Source organism: Cryobacterium sp. Hh7, assembly GCF_004403155.1.
GTDB classification, from domain to species: Bacteria; Actinomycetota; Actinomycetes; order Actinomycetales; family Microbacteriaceae; genus Cryobacterium; species Cryobacterium levicorallinum.
Genome location: NZ_SOHG01000046.1, coordinates 1 through 1611 on the forward strand (window position 1 = coordinate 1; position 1611 = coordinate 1611).

At 63.5% G+C, this 1611-nt stretch carries 1 protein-coding gene; it reads right to left on the minus strand.

Annotated elements, in window-relative coordinates:
* Positions 1-2: 2 nt before the first annotated feature.
* The gene (locus tag E3T43_RS13095) at positions 3-1559 is read right to left on the minus strand and encodes an IS1182 family transposase (RefSeq protein WP_134472763.1); all 1557 of its coding nucleotides are present in this window, start codon (positions 1557-1559) and stop codon (positions 3-5) included.
* Positions 1560-1611: the final 52 nt, after the last annotated feature.

Below are 1611 nucleotides of genomic sequence, written 5' to 3' on the forward strand. Positions count from 1 at the left end.
TGTTATCCAAGGGCCCACACCCCCCTTTCGCTGGTCAATCCCAGGTTGAGGAGCCGTTTGAGGTTGATGGCAGCGGCCCTGTTCGACCACCACGCGTTGTTCTTCACGACGCCCCGATAGGGCACTCTGCGCGCTCCTCGGGTCATCCACGCCAAGGACCGTTCGACCATGGGCCGGTGTTGCTTGTAAACGCGCTGAAACTCTGGATCTTGAGCTCGAATCCGGTGTTCACGCCGGAGCCGGTCGTGCGGTTGAATGACAAGTTTTCGGCCGGTCTGAGCTGTGGTGCACTGAGCCATCAGCGGGCAGCTCTGGCAGGACCGACCGAAACTAACTCGGCCTTTGGAACTGATCGACCGAACGATGCTCGCCGGGCACGTCACCGTCTGCGCTTCATCGTTGACGGTGAAGTCATCGATAGTGAAGCCGCCAGGAACAGCGCGGCTCAACGGCATCGGCTTGATGATTGGGGTGTGACCGGCCGTCGTGATCTGGTTGAGGAGTTCCCCGCTGCCATAGGCCGAATCACCCAACGCATCGATTTTCTGAGTGCCGATGCTGGTGTCGGCGGCGATCAGTGCGGATCCCCGAGCCGCATCACTGTTCTCCGGGCCGGATGCTTTCGTGAGCAAAGCGGCGGTCACTAGGCCCGTGTCGGGCTCGATGGCGACGTGGCTTTTGAACCCGTCAACCTTTTTCTGCCGGCTCTTGTGCGCGTGGCGGGCATCAGGATCGACGGTGGAAATCACCCGGTCATACGCGACCTTGCGGGCGATTCTCCACCGGCCGTCGGTGCCGTCGGACCCGTCGGCGGGTTCCACGTCCTGACCGGCGACCAACGCCAGCAGGGCAACGGTTTCCTGCTGTTTCTTGGTCAGGATATGGATATTGATGCTGCCCAGCAGGGCGAGCGCATCGGTGACCAGCCGGGAGACGAGCTCGTCGCGGGCGTCGCGGTCATCCCACGCGATATCGGGCTTGCCCGGCTGGGCGTAGTCGTGACCGGTCAAGCTGGCGACGGTCGCATCCGCGCCGGGAATCTCCCGGCCGACGCGGCGGATCTGCGCGATCAGCTGGGTAACGGTGTCCTGGCGGGCGACGGCGTCCTCCAAGATCGTCGAGTCCAGCGCCCGGCGTTTGCGCCCCGACAACGCTCCCGACTTCGCAATGACCTCCGTCACAGCCTCGAAGATGCGGTGCGGTCGGTCGCTGGCGGCCAGACGCTTGCGCCAGTAGACGAGCACGGTCGGGTGGAACGAGGTCTCAGTCAACGCGAACCCGCACGCGGCTTTCCACCGCAGGTCATACGTCAACGCTTCGGCCGCTTCGCGGTCGGAGAGGTTATGCAATGTTTGCAGCACCATCACCGAGGCGATCACATCCGCTGGCGTTGACGGGCGGCCGTTCTGCGAGGCGAACAAGTCCGCGAAGGCATCGTCGGGAAACAGGTCCCGACGATGCGCCGCGAGGAACGCGAACACCGACCCAGGCGGGAGAAGATGCCCCGCTACGGCGTCGACATCGTAAATCTCACGCTGACCATCATCACGACCCTGCATCACCCCAGTCTTAACGACCACGAGCCAACCCCCGGCAGGCGCGCCTTAAAAA